Source organism: Morganella sp. GD04133 (assembly GCF_029835375.1).
Lineage (GTDB): Bacteria > Pseudomonadota > Gammaproteobacteria > Enterobacterales > Enterobacteriaceae > Morganella > Morganella morganii_B.
Window position 1 is genome coordinate 1 of sequence record NZ_JAODZS010000028.1, and the last position, 14,586, is coordinate 14,586.

13 protein-coding genes are annotated in these 14,586 nt (G+C 48.8%); 12 read left to right on the forward strand and 1 reads right to left on the reverse strand.

Translation table 11 applies throughout. The features are described 5' to 3' along the window. Window positions 1–357 precede the first annotated feature (357 nt). From N7387_RS14445 to N7387_RS14455, 3 genes are read left to right on the forward strand one after another with little or no spacing between them, the layout of a single operon-like run. The gene (locus N7387_RS14445; RefSeq protein WP_279799855.1) at window positions 358–1,191 is read left to right on the forward strand and encodes a TagK domain-containing protein; all 834 of its coding nucleotides are present in this window, start codon (window positions 358–360) and stop codon (window positions 1,189–1,191) included. 18 nt (window positions 1,192–1,209) lie between these two features. Further along, entirely contained in the window at window positions 1,210–2,040 is an 831-nt protein-coding gene (locus N7387_RS14450; RefSeq protein WP_025152676.1) for a type VI secretion system accessory protein TagJ, read from the forward strand. After that, on the forward strand, window positions 2,030–2,524 hold the full coding sequence (locus N7387_RS14455) for a GPW/gp25 family protein (protein WP_025152677.1): 495 nt from the start codon (window positions 2,030–2,032) through the stop codon (window positions 2,522–2,524). The genes N7387_RS14450 and N7387_RS14455 overlap by 11 nt, the downstream gene beginning before the upstream one ends. A 44-nt stretch (window positions 2,525–2,568) precedes the next feature. Here N7387_RS14455 and N7387_RS14460 read toward each other — a convergent pair whose 3' ends face one another. Continuing rightward, the gene (locus N7387_RS14460; protein ID WP_262860493.1) at window positions 2,569–3,399 is read right to left on the reverse strand and encodes an FkbM family methyltransferase; all 831 of its coding nucleotides are present in this window, start codon (window positions 3,397–3,399) and stop codon (window positions 2,569–2,571) included. Window positions 3,400–3,952: 553 nt separating this feature from the next. Between N7387_RS14460 and N7387_RS14465 the strand changes: the two genes are divergently transcribed. The 9 genes from N7387_RS14465 to N7387_RS14505 all read left to right on the forward strand — a co-directional run bounded on the left by N7387_RS14465 (window position 3,953) and on the right by N7387_RS14505 (window position 14,370). After that, window positions 3,953–5,329 (forward strand): hypothetical protein, encoded by a 1,377-nt coding sequence (locus N7387_RS14465; RefSeq protein WP_279799860.1) that lies wholly within the window; start codon window positions 3,953–3,955, stop codon window positions 5,327–5,329. A gap of 425 nt (window positions 5,330–5,754) precedes the next feature. Then, entirely contained in the window at window positions 5,755–7,116 is a 1,362-nt protein-coding gene (locus N7387_RS14470; RefSeq protein ID WP_274370943.1) for a nucleobase:cation symporter-2 family protein, read from the forward strand. Between the two features lie 140 nt (window positions 7,117–7,256). Continuing rightward, on the forward strand, window positions 7,257–9,149 hold the full coding sequence (gene gss / locus N7387_RS14475; RefSeq protein ID WP_279799863.1) for a bifunctional glutathionylspermidine amidase/synthase: 1,893 nt from the start codon (window positions 7,257–7,259) through the stop codon (window positions 9,147–9,149). Window positions 9,150–9,349: 200 nt separating this feature from the next. Continuing rightward, window positions 9,350–9,598: a type B 50S ribosomal protein L31 gene (locus tag N7387_RS14480; RefSeq protein ID WP_024474782.1), complete on the forward strand. Its 249-nt coding sequence runs from the start codon at window positions 9,350–9,352 to the stop codon at window positions 9,596–9,598. 17 nt (window positions 9,599–9,615) lie between these two features. Further along, complete coding sequence (gene ykgO, locus N7387_RS14485) at window positions 9,616–9,741, forward strand: type B 50S ribosomal protein L36 (RefSeq protein ID WP_004237696.1); 126 nt, start codon at window positions 9,616–9,618, stop codon at window positions 9,739–9,741. A gap of 2 nt (window positions 9,742–9,743) precedes the next feature. Then, window positions 9,744–10,388, forward strand: coding sequence for a metal-binding protein ZinT (zinT, locus tag N7387_RS14490; protein WP_262860489.1), 645 nt, complete (start codon window positions 9,744–9,746; stop codon window positions 10,386–10,388). Between the two features lie 569 nt (window positions 10,389–10,957). After that, entirely contained in the window at window positions 10,958–12,049 is a 1,092-nt protein-coding gene (locus N7387_RS14495; RefSeq protein ID WP_262883671.1) for a PfkB family carbohydrate kinase, read from the forward strand. Further along, window positions 12,046–12,978 carry a pseudouridine-5'-phosphate glycosidase gene (locus tag N7387_RS14500; RefSeq protein WP_004237699.1) on the forward strand — a complete coding sequence of 311 codons (933 nt, stop codon included), beginning with the start codon at window positions 12,046–12,048 and terminating at the stop codon, window positions 12,976–12,978. Before N7387_RS14495 ends, N7387_RS14500 begins: the two co-directional genes overlap by 4 nt. Window positions 12,979–13,107: 129 nt before the next feature. Beyond that, window positions 13,108–14,370 carry a NupC/NupG family nucleoside CNT transporter gene (locus tag N7387_RS14505; protein ID WP_262859554.1) on the forward strand — a complete coding sequence of 421 codons (1,263 nt, stop codon included), beginning with the start codon at window positions 13,108–13,110 and terminating at the stop codon, window positions 14,368–14,370. Window positions 14,371–14,586: the final 216 nt, after the last annotated feature.

Here is a 14,586-nt window from a genome sequence, read left to right on the forward strand (position 1 = left end):
CGGAACCAACGACGACTCCGATTATTACCGGGGAGCCTTGAGTTACCACAGCCCCTCAGGGGGCTGTATCAGATAGTGGATATAAGGAGACAATATGTTACCAGCAGCAAGAATGGGCGACTTAGCCTGCCATTGCGGTGTGGTGGAACTGGGTTCATGTAACGTGTTTACCAACTGTATCCCGCAAACCTTCCTGGGGGCGCCGGTATGTTGTGCTATTCATGTTAAAAGTTGCATATGCACCGCATCCTGTACCGTCTTTGTCAATAATATCCCGGCGGCACGCGCCGGGGATTGTGGTGGCTGCGGGACAGTGGTATCAACGGGTTCATGTAATGTATTTATCGGCCCCTAATCATGCTATTGCATTTTAACTGGCCGACCCGTAAAGGGTCGGTCAAACTGACAGAGCTGAACACCATCGATAATCCGGTGGTGATTAATGCGTTTACTGCGGATGTTACATTACATGCCGGTGAATCGCAGGATACCGATGTTCTGTTTTATTACACCAACACCGGTCCTGTTTTGCAGAATATCTGCCGGGAACTGGTTTGCGTGGTCAATAAACAGCAGGTCGCATTTGGTTCAAAAATCCGGCTGATATACGGTTCTGCCATTCAGATTGGTCATTTTTCACTGACTTTTGTCGCGGCGGAAAATAATCAGTCAGCATCAGTTATAGAAGCATTAACAGAACTGACAGCGACAAAGGTTGATTTCACCAATCTTGAAATTAATGAAATATTACCGCAGGGTGCGGGATTTATTTCCATAGAATATGCCGCAGAAGAGAGCCGGAAAAGCGGTGATGAATTAAAAAAACTGGAAATAGAGTATAAAAAGTTTCTGTTATGGGGAGAAATTGATTCCCCGCAAACTGAAAATCATGCAGTCACAGAAGAGGCAAAATTATCTGCCGCGGATGATGACGGCAGTTTTGATTCACTCTGTGAGCAGATAAAAGATCTGAATCTGACAGAGTGTATTTTTGAAACGTCGGCATTTATGGATCGTGTCTGGCGTGAATTGTCCACAATGGAAGAAGTTGATTTAACACAGGACGAGCATGAGGACTATGACATTCTGAGAATGCTGGCGCCGAACGGAATTATTCCGTATGCAAAAGACTCTGTTTCCTCACTTGTTTCAAAGGAACTTTATAAATTAGGCTTAGACAGCCGTTTATAATCACTTAAGGATTTTTACATGGCCACAACACAAAAACTCTCCGATATTCTTGCCAACTCATCGCTGGATGAATTTTTTGATGACACTCTCAATAAGGTAAAACAGAAGCCGAACGACTTAGTTATTCGTGAGACTTTATTTAAATTGTGTTGCCTGAAAGGTTACTGGGAAAAGGCAATGGTTCAGCTGGAAACCTGGTCATTAATTGATGGTCAGGATGATGACCGTCAGCTTGAGTTGTATAAAAACCTGGTATTCAGTGAAATTCTGCGCGAAGAGATCCTGAAAGGAAAACGCGAGCCGATGACATTACAGCAGGAATTACCTGAATGGATGAAATCGGTCTGGGAAGCCAATAAATTACTGATTGAGAATAAGCCGGATAAATCGGAGGCACTGCGCTTACAGGCATTTGAAAATGCCCCGGCAGCCGGCGGCAACGGTGAGAAAATCGGTGATTTTGCCTGGATGGCAGATAATGACAGCCGTCTGGGGCCTATCTGTGAATTTATTGTCGCCGGCGGCTACCGCTGGGTACCGTTTGCGGATATTGAAACTATCAATATTGTTAAACCGCGGGATTTACTGGATCTGGTTTGGATTCATGCCCAGGTTAAAGTAAAAAATGATATTTTTTACGGCTATATTCCGGCCCGTTATCCTGTCCGTGATACAGACAGTGACAAAATTAAGCTGGGTTTTGAAACACAATGGGAGCAGGTATCAGAATATTTCCTGACAGGGAAAGGCGGAAAAATGGTCATTACTGACCAGGGAGAATATCCGTTATCTGAACTGAATAAGGTTTCCATGACAATGGCCGGTGCTGAAACTGAACATGCAGGATAATAAAAAGCAATATATGCCTGCATTGCTTGACCGGCTGATTGATGATCATCCGAAAGAGCGGCGTGAGCCTGCCGATAAATTCTATTTCGATTCACGCAAAATGCGTGAGGTGATATTGCGTGATCTCCTGACGATTTTCAGTACTGAAAATACAGAAGGCGAATTACAGCGTTACAGCAAATCACCGGTTGTCGACTCAGTCATTAATTATGGTATTGCGCCGTTAACCGGCGTCTATGCCAGACAGCTGAGCTGGGAACAGGTTGAGGAGAAGTTGCGCCGGGCTATTCTGCGTTTTGAAAGCCGGGTTATTCCTGACTCTCTGATTATTACGCCGCTGGCGGGAAAAGATCAGTATGCGCAGTATGGTATTATTGTTTTTGAAATAAGAACACTGGTTTACTGGGATCCTTATCCGCTGGATCTGCGTATCAAAGGTTCTTATGATATGGAAACTCAGCAGGTTAGTCTGAATTACCGCTGAAATAAAAAGGAAGCGTCAGCTTCCTTTTTATTTTTCAATGCAGATCAGAGGCTTAAAAAATCCATACCAAACTGTGATGTCTCACGTTTTACAATATAACCGTTTGGTGTCATCACCAGTTTTCCGCCTTCATTGTTTTTATGCTGAGCAACAAAGAAATTCTCTATCTGAAGCAACTCATACCCCATTTCATCCTGTAATAAAGAAAAAAGGTGTTTATTTTTCTCTATGGTGGATTTCATATAGTCGCCCCATGTGGTGAAAATAATGTAAGGGTAACCGGATGCCTGTATCCATTTTCTGCCGCCTTTCAGAACCTCCAGTTCCAGGCCCTGGGCATCGATTTTAATCAGGCTGGCATGTGGCATATTCAGTGTATCCAGTGTATTGATTGTCCTTTTTTCTGTGGGAAATTCTGAGCCGCAGCGTTGCTCCAGGAAGATGGTTTTATCCAGGGAGACGGCACCGAGATTATTGTCGGTATACGGATTCGGTACCGGGACATCGATTTCACCATCATAATCGCCAAGGGCGGAGTTAAAGGTATAACAGTTTTTCAGTTTATTCAGATAGATATTACCACAGAGCTGATTATAGACCTGACGCTGAGGCTCAAAGGAATAAACAATACCATTACGGTGCTGAAAATAATTGCCTGCCGGGATTGTCCAGGAGCCGAGGTTGGCACCAATATCATAAATAACCGGTGCCGCCGAAAATTCCAGCAGGCGCTGACTGATATTGATTGAGGTTGCATTCCAGAGTTCTCCGCCGCGTAATACACCACTGATGTAATCGGGGCCGGAAGTCAGCAGGAACCGGTGGTCACCGCGGGTTGTACAGATTTCAAATTCAGATGATTTTTTATTTTCCATAATGTTATCGCCCGGATATTCAGAGGGTAATGAGATTCCTGTTCAGACATTTATTATTCAGAATGCTATCACTATATCAGAGAGAATAAAAATGGCTTACAGACGGCAGGCGGATTATAAGATAAGTCCTGATTATGTTGCTTTTTAAAAATACACATTGTCTTCTGTTTTCAGCGTGATATTCCGTTGATATTTCTTATGGCGGTTCAGACTGGCTTTTACTGCGGCTGATCGTTATTTTTTATCATAAATGAAAATATAATTTTCATTTATGATGGTGTCAGGTTTTATATTTAAGAATAATCGGAATGTTCAAAGGGTAAAACATTATTCAATTCGCGTTATATTGTCGGTAATATTAATACCATTCTTACTTGCAGATCGTTATTGTGAACCATCATCAGATATCCGGTATTTATCTCATTTTATGTTCATTTTTCATGTCCGGATAATGATGCAGGGTAATTTCTGAGTCAGGGATTAAGCAGAATTTATTGTTCTGAAATAGGTTCGGTGAGCACCTGCTTCATTTTATATACAGGAGTTATGTAATATGCCTATCGTTATCGGCGTTGTTGATAAAGCAACGCGCGTGACAAAAAAAGCAGTAACCTCAGTCAAAGACGGGGTTAATGTGCTGAAAGCCGTTCCGGGAGTGGATTATGTGCTGGTCGATAAGCAAACCGGAACAGCACCGCAGAAAGCGATCATGATCCGTGACGGTAATAACCTGAAGTTATTTCTGATGGGAGAAGAAGATCCATCGGTGGTCATTGAGGATTATTATCTGGTTCCCGGTCAGATTATCGGCGAAGCAGCGGATAAACAGGTGCATGACTACACGCCGCAATCTGCGGTGGAGCATGACAATATCGGCAGTATGGCAGATAAACAGGCGGCAGTTCAGCAGCCGGGTGAAAAATTGCTGGCACCGATTACATGGGAATCATCCGGCCCGGGCTGGGAGTTGCTGACTTTCCTGGGGCTGGCTGTGGCCGGCGGGACTGCTGCGGCGATCGCCAAAAATAATCATTCAGATGATGATCATAAAAATAATGATTCATCCGCTGATAATAAAGATAACGGAAATACCGGCACTGATGATACCGGCAACGGCAATGCCGGTACGGATGATAAGGGTAACGGTAACGCCGGAACCGAAAACAGCGGTAACGGTAACACGGGTACCGACGACAAAGGTAACAGCAATACCGGAACAGAAAACACCGGAACAGAGACCGGCGGTAACAATCACACCGGTGCGGATGAGCAGGATAACAATAATACCGACACAAATGATAACGGTAATACTGCTGCGGATGATCAGGAGAGTACCGATGTACCGGCTGATATTACCGCGATTGCCGCCATTGATGATGTTACGGATTCTGCCGGGGCTGATCCTGAAAACCTGTCAGCAATGACACCGGTATTAACCGGACATCTTGATAATGCACTGACGGAAGGCCAGGTGGTGGTCATCTCCCGTGATGGTCATGTGGCGGGGTATGCCACGGTGGAGAATGACGGTAAATGGACATTCAATGATACCTCCGGCGATTTTGAGCAGGGACAGACTTACCATTACACCGCGCGTGTTGAAGGTAATGGTGTGAGCGGCGCGGAATCCGATCCGTTCAGCATTCACTATGACACCACCGGTCAGCACGAAGGAACAGAAATGCCTGCGCTGCCCGGGTCTGAAGATGCGGCAGCCCTGGCTGCCACCGGGCTGCTCTCCGGTCATGACGGCTCCGTGAATCTGGACAAACTGCTGAGTCAGTTACCGGAGCAGGATACCCCGGCAGAACATAGTAATACGGCCACCGCTGCACCGGACTATTTTCAGCCGTCAGCGGAATTTACAGCACATGATATGGTGAATCAGGATCTGACGTCATTAACAGAGGCGCAGACCACACTGTTCTGATTCGCAGAACAACAAACAGAACGGGCCGCCGGTCATCATGACCGGCGGCCCGTTTTATTATGCGGAGCGGGAAACGCCCGGTGATACGCCGCTATCAATGTGATAACCGGAATTATTAAATTGAGAAGGCAATCGATTGTTATGCCGTCCGGCCTGAAAAATGACATTTTACAGGTGTCATAAAAATGCGGCGGGTATCTCGTTTTCAGCGGAAAAATGCCTGAAAAAACCGGAAACCGGTCACGAAACACAGCATTTATGCTGACAGAAAATCGCGCTGGTCTGAATTTTGCTCAATCGTTTAAATGATGAACCGATACCCGGGCCGGGTTCGTCATCATAGTGAGACACCCTGACGCCAGGGGTCATTTTCCGAGATCTTCGAATCGAAGCCGGGGAGTCCCGGTTGTAAGGGAGTCTGTTTCATGAGCAATCATAGTGTGGATCAAGCACAGGAACCGGTTAAGCCCGTTATTGACGAAGTTGAAGAAATATTACCTGCGGGAAAACTGATGATGCTGGGATTACAGCATGTGCTGGTGATGTATGCCGGTGCAGTAGCGGTACCGCTGGTTATCGGTGACCGGCTGGGGCTGAGCAAGGAAGTGGTGACACTGCTTATCAGTTCAGATCTGTTTTGCTGTGGTATCGTAACACTGTTGCAGTGTATCGGTATCGGGAAATTTGCCGGTATCCGTCTTCCGGTGATTATGTCTGTGACGTTCGCGGCGGTGACGCCGATGCTGGCTATCGGTGCCAACCCGGATATCGGCCTGATGGGGATTTTCGGTGCCACTATTGCAGCGGGGGTGCTGACAACACTGATCGTCCCGCTGATGGGAAAACTGATGCCGCTTTTCCCCAATATGGTCACCGGTATTGTGATCACCTCTATCGGACTGAGTATCATGCAGGTGGGAATTGACTGGGCAGCCGGGGGCAAAGGTAACCCGGAATATGGTCACCCGCTCTACCTTGGTATCTCATTTGCCGTTCTGCTGTTTATCCTGTTTATTACCAAATTCTGCAAGGGCTTTCTCTGTAATATCTCGGTATTACTGGGGATTATCTTTGGTTTTGTGTTGTCGCTGATGTGCAATGAGGTCAGTTTCGACGGCTATACGGATGCGCCCTGGTTTAAACTGGTTACCCCGATGGCACTGGGCACACCAACGTTTGAGCCTATCTCTATTATCACCCTCAGTGTGGTACTGCTGATTGTCTTTATTGAATCGATGGGGATGTTTCTGGCGCTCGGGGAAATTGTCGGCCGCCCGGTCGGAAAAGACGATATTGTGCGCGGATTGCGGGTGGACGGGATCGGGACAATTATCGGCGGTCTGTTCAACAGTTTCCCGCATACCTCATTTTCCCAGAATGTCGGGCTGGTGGGTGTGACGAAAGTCCACAGCCGCTGGGTGTGTGTGGTCTCCGGATTTATCCTGATTATCTTTGGTCTGCTGCCGAAAATGGCGGTGGTGATCGCCTCTATTCCGCAGTTTGTGCTCGGCGGTGCGGGGCTGGTGATGTTCGGCATGGTGCTGGCGACGGGGATCCGCATTCTGTCCCGTGTTGATTACAGCGGCAATAATTACAATCTCTATATTGTGGCGATAAGCCTGGGGGTCGGGCTGACGCCGACACTCTCCGGTAATTTCTTTGCCAAATTGCCGATGTTCTTACAGCCGCTGCTGCACAGCGGGATCCTGCTGGCGACGGTCAGTGCGGTGATCCTCAACCTGTTTTTTAACGGTTATCATCCGAAAAAGGAAAGTCCGGCAACGTGATATGAATCACTAAGCATAACCCGAAGTGGTGATTGACACCGATGCAGAAAAGCATCGGTGTTTTTTTATGGACGGGCGTATACTGAATTATTAGTAAGCACAATTATTGGCAACCTAAATCATATCAGTAAGGCCGTACTATGAGTGGAATCATCACGGAGCATGAACCTTTCGGCACATTACTGGGCTATGCGCCCGGCGGTGTGGCTATCTATTCCTCTGACTACGATACCATCACGGACGCAGAGAAAGAGGATGATATTTCCTTCCGCAGTTATATCGGAAATGAATATATGGGATACAAATGGCAGTGTGTGGAATTTGCCCGCCGCTTCCTGTATCTCAATTACGGTGTGGTGTTTACCGATGTCGGGATGGCGTACGAGATTTTTTCCCTGCGTTTTCTGCGTCATGTGGTGGATGACAGCATTTTGCCGCTGCGGGCGTTTAAAAATGGCTGTCAGCAGGCACCGGTAGCCGGGGCATTGCTTATCTGGCAGGAGGGAGGAGAGTTTAAACGCACCGGTCATGTGGCGGTGATAACCCAGGTGTGTGCGGATAAAGTCCGGATTGTGGAACAGAATGTCATTCACCATAAACTGCCGCGCGGTCAGCAATGGACCCGTGAGCTGCCGATGCATGTCAAAGACGGTTATTACACCCTGTCCGATACGTTCCCGGATACGCAGATCCTCGGCTGGATGATCCAGACAATTGATGATGAGTATGCGTGGACCGAACCGGCGGTGAACCCGGCGCTGATGACACTGCATGCCGCCCGCCTGGACGAGAAAGCCGACTTCACCGGAAAATGGCTGGATGAGTCGGATCCGATGGAAAAAGCCTATATCAAAGCGAATCACGGTCACAATCTGAATGCGGATCCGCACGAGTATTTCACCATTTCGGAAACCGCCGAAAATGCCCTGATGCAGGCGACCAACGAAGTTCATCTGATGTATCTGCACGCCACCGAAAAAGTGCTGAAAGATGATAATCTGCTGAAATTATTCAATATCCCGGAAATCCTCTGGCCGAGACTGCGGCTCTCCTGGCAGAACCGCCGTCACGATATGGTGACCGGCAGACTGGATTTCTGCATGGATGAGCGCGGGCTGAAGGTGTATGAATACAATGCGGATTCTGCTTCCTGCCATGCGGAAACCGGGCGGATTATTGAAAAATGGGCGAAACAGGGTGGTCTTACCGAAGGCTGGGATCCGGGGGAACGCCTGTCAGACATGCTGGCGGATATCTGGAAACACACCTCAGCCAAGCCGTTTATCCATATTATGCAGGATAAAGACAGCGAAGAAGATTACCACGCCCTCAATATGGCGCAGGCCATTACGGCGGCAGGGTACGGATACCGGATCATTCACGGGCTGGATGAACTGAGCTGGAATGAAAGCGGGCAGGTCATCGACGGCGAAGGGCGTGTGCTCAAATGTGTCTGGAAAACCTGGGCGTGGGAAACGGCGCTGGAACAACTGCGTCAGGAAAGTGAAAGCGACCGGACATACTCCGCGCTGCCTATCCGTACCGGTCATCCGCGCCATGGAAATGATGTGCGGCTGATTGATGTGCTGCTGCGCCCGGAAATCCGGGTATTTGAACCACTGTGGACGGTGATCCCCGGCAACAAAGCGATTCTGCCGATCCTGTGGTCGCTGTTCCCGCATCATCCTTATCTGCTGGATACGGAATTTCAACTCAGCGACGAACTGCGCCGGACCGGTTATGCGGTTAAGCCGATTGCCGGACGCTGCGGCAGCAATATCGGGCTGGTGGATCACCGCGATGAAGTGCTGGATGAAACCTGCGGTCGTTTCGGTGAGCAGGAAAATGTCTATCAGCAGCTCTGGTGTTTACCGAAAGTGGCAGGCCGCTATATCCAGATGTGCGCCTTTACGGTCGGTGGTCACTACGGTGGTGTCTGTCTGCGTTCGGATCCGTCTTTGGTTATTAAAAAAGAGAGTGATATTGAGCCGCTGCGGGTACTGGAGGATAAGGACTTTCTGGCAGAGAACTGATTTCTTACAGTGATACTTTTCCCGGGCAGCCCCGTATTCGCCGGTGGCTGCCCGTTTTTATATCCATTTGATCTGATTTATATTTCCTTTCTTTCCGCGAACGCACTCCTTTCCCGTATAAAAATCAGGGTTAAAAAACAGTGGTCAACCGCAATAAAAATCATTATCGTTATATTATAACATAACAAAATGAGGCAACCATGAAACCCGATATTCATCCGGATTACCGGACTGTCATCTTCCACGACACCGCCGCAGACGTGTATTTCAAAGTCGGATCCACCATCAGAACGGAAAGAACCATTGAGTTTGAAGGGCAGACGTATCCTTATGTCACTCTGGATGTCTCATCTCATTCTCACCCGTTCTATACCGGCAAACAGAAAACACACTCTCAGGAAGGGAATGTGGCCCGTTTTACCAAGCGCTTCGGGCGTTTTGTCCATTAAAAGAAGAGGAAAAACCGATGCAGGTATTAAGTTCACTGAAAAGTGCGAAACAGCGCCATCCGGACTGCAAAATTGTCCGCCGTCGCGGTCGTATCTATGTGATTTGTAAGTCCAATCCGCGTTTTAAAGCCGTACAGGGGTGATTATGACAGCTAAATCAGTTCTCCCGTTACTGTTGCTGGCGGGATTATTCAGCGGTGCGGCGGCGGCACACGGACACCATCACGACAAACCGCAGACAGAAGCACAGCGCAAGGCCGCAGAAGGGATTTTTGCGGATAAGGATGTCAAAGACCGGCAGCTGAGTGACTGGGACGGAGTCTGGCAGTCGGTTGCGCCTTATCTGGCCAGCGGCGAGCTGGATCCGGTGATGCAGGCGAAAGCTGCGAAGAATGGCGATAAAACGGCAGAAGAGTATCGTGCGTATTATACAAAGGGATATAAAACCGATGTGGATATGATTGGTATTGAAAATAATATCATCGAATTCCATCGCGGGGATAAGGTGGATCAGTGTGAGTATCAGTATGCCGGTTACCGGATCCTGAATTACACCTCCGGCAAGAAAGGGGCGCGTTATCTGTTTGAGTGCAAAGATAAAAATAGTCATGCACCGAAATATATCCAGTTCAGCGACCATATCATTGCGCCGGAAAAAGCCGGTCATTTCCACCTGTATATGGGCAATGAATCCCAGGAGGCTCTGCTGACTCAACTGGACAACTGGCCGACGTATTATCCTTATACGATGAGCGGAAAAGATATCGTTCACGACATGCTGCACCACTGACAGCAAAGCGGCACAGCACTATAAAACCGACAGCCCGGAAACAATCTCTGTTTCCGGGCTGTTTTGTTATTTCATTAACAGATTAATATAAAACTTGATTAATCGTGTCAGTTCAAAATAAAATAAGAATAAGCGATTCAGCTAATCAGTTTAAACAGATTTACCACAACAAACACCCGATGTTTTCTGGTTTTATTCCGGACTGATTTATTTGATATCAATCACAGTATGTATGTAACGATAAAACACATATTTCAATATTACTCTTCTAAGATTATGAAAACAAACACATGTTTGCTGATATGACAACCAATGCATAACAGATTGATAGATATGAAAATTATTTTTAATTAAATCCTCTATTTTTGAAGGTTATTATTTTGTGTTTTTTATTCTATTTTTGAAGATATAAAAAACATGATCGCCTTCCGGTTTTTTTGCTGAAAACCCATACCCTGCATTTTACGATCATGACTCAAATTCCGGTGAAATCTTTATTTCAGCGCTTTACTTTGTCGCGGGCAAAAAATAAAACAAGCACATGTTTAATAACTAACAAGTGTCCGCTTATGACCAGTCGAGAAAAACAAATCCTTCAGATCCTCCGGCGTGATCCGCTCATTCCGCAGCAGGAACTGGCCGGCGTATTAGGTATCAGCCGCTCTGCGGTGGCCGGACATATCATGAATCTGATGAATAAAGGCTACATCAAGGGTAAAGGATACATCCTCTCCGAGCACCGCTATGTGGTGACTGTCGGTTCAGCCAATATGGATGTTTGTGGTTATTCTGACCTGAATCTGGTGTATGAAGATTCTAATCCCGGTCACATTAAATGTTCACCCGGCGGGGTCGGGCGCAATATCGCCCAGAATATTGCCCTGCTGGGCTGCGAATCGCATTTTATCTCTGTTATCGGTGATGATTTCTACGGTAACACCCTGTACGAACAGGCAAAACTGGCCGGTGTGAATGTCAGTAATCTGCATCGTCTGCACGGGGAAACCACCTCCACCTATCTGTCTTTGCTGGATCCGCAGGGTGAAATGATCACTGCCATCAATGATATGCGCATCCTGGAAAAACTGACCCCGGCGCTGCTGGCAACCTCCCGCGATCTGATCCGCCACGCCGGTGTGCTGGTGGCGGACTGCAATCTCTCAGAAGGTGCGCTGGAGTGGCTGTTTACCAATGCGGGCAATGTCCCGGTCTTTGTCGATACCGTTTCCGCGTTCAAAGCAAACAAAATCAAGCCGTGGCTCAGCCATATCCACACCCTGAAACCGAACCGCTTTGAGGCGGAAATTCTCACCGGTATCAAAGTAGATAATAAACAGGATGTGGTGCGTGCCGCCAATGCTCTGCATGAGCAGGGTGTGCAGCGCATTGCCCTGAGTATGGGCGGCGAAGGCGTTTATTACAGCGAGGCGGGCGGTGAAAACGGCTGGTCGAAGCCGTTCAGTGTCCACATTGTCAATGTGACCGGTGCCGGTGACGCCATGATGGCAGGCCTTGCCCGCTGCTGGCTCGAAGGCGAGCCGCTGTCACAGAGTATCCGTTTTTCCCAGGGCTGCTCCGCCCTGACGCTCGCCAGCGAGCTGACAAATAATCCCGGTCTGTCAAAAGACAGTGTTCACAAACTAATGGAATCACAAGCATGAAAACTCAACAACTGAACGCAGAATATCTGGACATTTCCCCTGAGGTTGCACAGGCGCTCGCGGAGAAAAAGCCGGTTGTGGCACTGGAATCCACCATTATTTCTCACGGCATGCCGTATCCGGACAACGTGAAAATGGCACTGGAAGTGGAACAGCGTATCCGCGACAACGGTGCGATCCCGGCGACGATTGCGGTGATTAACGGCCGTATGAAAGCAGGTCTGTCTCATGACGAAATTGAGATGCTCGGCAAAGAAGGCCACAAGGTGATGAAAGTGAGCCGCCGCGACCTGCCGTTTGTGATCGCCCAGGGCATCCACGGTGCGACGACCGTTGCCTCCACCATGATTATCGCGGAAATGGCCGGGATTGCTGTTTTTGCCACCGGCGGGATCGGCGGTGTTCACCGTGGTGCGGAACACACCTTTGATATCTCAGCGGATTTACAGGAACTGGCACAAACCAATGTTGCGGTTGTTTGCGCGGGTGCCAAATCTATCCTGGATCTGGGGCTGACCACAGAATATCTGGAAACCTACGGCGTACCGGTTGTCGGCTATCAGACGGATAAATTACCGGCATTCTTCTGCCGTGAAAGCGAATTCCCGGTCACCATCCGCATGGAAACCCCGGAAACTGTGGCAAAAGCACTGCACGCCAAGTGGGCGACCGGCCTGAACGGCGGCATGGTCATTGCCAACCCGATCCCGCATGAGTTTGCCATGCCGGAAGAAACCATCAACAGCGCGATCGCACAGGCAGTACGTGAAGCGGATGAGCAGGGCATTAACGGCAAAGCAAGCACACCGTTCCTGCTGGCCCGTGTGGCAGAGCTGACCGGCGGTAACAGTGTGAATTCTAACATTGAGCTGGTGTTCAATAACGCGAAACTGGCTGCCCGTATCGCCTCCGCTTATCAGCAACTGTAAGCGGCTGACCGGTAACCGGTCATAACAACAAATGAAATACCTGACCCGGTAAGGTGCTGATCTCACAATCAGCCTTTACCGGGCATTGCAGCATACAACTGATGAGTATAATAACCACGGGGCCGGATTATGGATTTATTACGGAGTTTGGCGGGGATCGGCGTCTTATTACTGATAGCATTTCTCTTTTCGGTGAATAAGCGGAAAATCAGTCTGCGCACTGTCGGCGCGGCACTGCTGTTACAGGTGGCACTCGGTGCCATCATGCTGTATATCCCGGCGGGGAAATGGTTTATTCAGACCATTGCGTCGGGCGTGAACAACGTTATTGCCTACAGTGATGCGGGCAGCGCCTTTATTTTCGGCAGCCTGGTCGGCCCGAAAATGGATGTGTTATTTGACGGCGCCGGGTTTATCTTCGCATTCCGCGTCTTACCGGCCATTATTTTTATCACTTCTCTGATCGCGATTTTGTATTACCTCGGCATTATGCGCTGGGTGATCAACATTCTGGCGTATGTCTTCCAGAAGACCATGAAAATCAGCAAGATCGAATCCTTTGCGGCAGTAACCACCATTTTCCTCGGGCAGAATGAGTTACCGGCGGTACTGAAACCCTTTGTCAGCCGGATGAATAACAATGAATTATTCACCGTGATTTGCAGCGGCATGGCTTCCATTGCCGGATCAATGCTGGTGGGTTACGCCGGGCTGGGCGTACCGATTGAATATCTGCTGGCGGCATCCCTGATGGCAATTCCGGGCGGGATCCTGTTTGCACGGATGTTAAGCCCGGCGACACAGGAGTCCACCGTGGAATTCACCGAAATCTCTTTTAGTGAAAAACGCCCTGCCAGTATTATTGAGGCGGCGGCAGGCGGTGCGATGCTCGGGCTGAAAATTGCCGTCGGTGTGGCAACGGTGGTGCTGGCGTTTGTGGCCCTGATTGCCCTGATTAACGGGTTGATTGGCGGCCTCGGCGGCGTGATGGGTTTTGAGGGGGTCAGCCTGCAAAGTCTGTTCGGCTATATTTTCTCACCGCTGGCGTATCTGATGGGGGTGAGCAGTGAGCATATTGCGCTGGCGGGCAGCCTGATCGGCGAAAAACTGGCGATCAACGAGTTCGTGGCCTATGTGGATTTCTCCCCGCATTTACACGACGGCACGCTGGATGCCAAAACGATTGCGGTGATCTCTTTTGCCTTATGCGGTTTTGCCAACTTCGGTTCGATTGCGGTGGTGGTCGGGGCGTTCAGCGCGGTTGCACCGGAGCGGGCATCGGATATCGCCCGTGTGGGTGTCCGCGCACTGTTGGCAGCGACCTTATCCAACCTGATGAGTGCCACTATTGCCGGATTGTTTATCGGCCTGGCCGTGGCACCGGGTGTCTGACCGGTTCAGATGAATGTCCGGTATTTACAGCCGCTTCCTTATAAAGGACGCGGCTGTTACCAGCTGATACGATTCAATTTTTTTTATTCCGCTTAAGACCGCGTCAGGTCAAAAAACCAAATCCCGCTCCCCGTTAAAGTAAAAAAAATCCGGTAGCCCTGTTGCGCGTGTGTTATTGCCTTCCTGCATCCGCAGAATTTGACCCGCCCCGCAAAA